The sequence below is a fragment of the Sulfuricurvum sp. PD_MW2 genome (genome assembly GCF_002633015.1).
GTDB lineage: Bacteria > Campylobacterota > Campylobacteria > Campylobacterales > Sulfurimonadaceae > Sulfuricurvum.
This window is the reverse complement of the sequence record NZ_NSIU01000072.1, coordinates 1-1,126: the sequence shown is the minus strand read 5'-3', so window position 1 is coordinate 1,126 and position 1,126 is coordinate 1. Positions and strand designations below refer to the sequence as shown.

The window sequence follows — 1,126 nt, the reverse complement described above, 5'->3', positions numbered from 1 at the left end:
TATCTGAATTGGCGAATGATACTCAAATTACTTATTACAAAAATACGGCATTAAAGGATGAAAATAAAAAAAGAAAGATAGGTAAGACAGATGTTCTTTCCTACCTTTTTGAGTTTTTAGATGCTTATGATTTTGGTACAGATAGTGGAGAAGAGATCAGTAGTGAAAATAAATCGCTAATTAATCCTTCGGTTTTAGGGCTTATTTTCGAAAAGCTTAACGGCTATAAAGACGGAAGTTTTTACACTCCGAGTTTTATCACGATGTATATGGCACGTGAGTCGATTACAAAATCTGTGCTTCATAAATTCAATGATGCCAAGGATTGGAATTGTCAAAATCTTCTGGACTTGCATAATAAAATCAATGATATTCAAGAAGCCAACGCTATTATTGATACTCTTACGATTTGTGACCCAGCGGTAGGTAGCGGACATTTCCTTGTATCTGCACTTAATGAAATTCTTTTTATCAAGAGTGAACTTGGTATTTTAGTCGATGAAGAGGGTAAACGAATTCGAGATCATCGCCTAAGTATCGAAAATGACGAATTGATTATCAAAGACGATGAAGGGGAAATTTTTGATTATCAACGAGATAGTAAAGCCAAAGTGCGTATTCAAAAAACTCTCTTTAAAGAGAAACAACGGATTATCGAACATTCTCTTTTTGGTGTAGATATAAACCCTAACTCTGTCAATATTTGTCGTTTACGGTTGTGGATAGAACTGCTTAAAAATGCTTATTACCGTGAAGATGGTACGCTTGATACGCTTCCAAATATTGATATTAATATTAAATGCGGGAATTCATTGATTAGCCGTTTTGGCTTAACCGATGAATTGAAAATTAAAAATATCGCAGTTGAGATCGAAAACTACAAACAGCGGGTGAGTGATTACAAAGAGAATCTTGGAACCAAACGCGATGTGATGCAATCAATTAGCGATTTAAAAGATAAATTTCGTCTCACGCTCAAAGCAGAATGGAAAGTTCAAAAATCACTTAATGAAAAACTTCGAGAGTATGTTGCCGAATATAAATATGAAGGATTAAGTGATAATTTGACTCTTCTTGCTATAAAAAATAATTACGGGCTTAAACAAAGTCTTTTTGAGGATAAAGT

The 1,126-nt window shown here is 33.8% G+C and carries 1 pseudogene; it reads left to right on the top strand.

Annotated features, from left to right (window positions below):
• A pseudogene (locus CJD30_RS11660) lies at nt 1-1,126 on the top strand (class I SAM-dependent DNA methyltransferase); the annotation flags it as partial.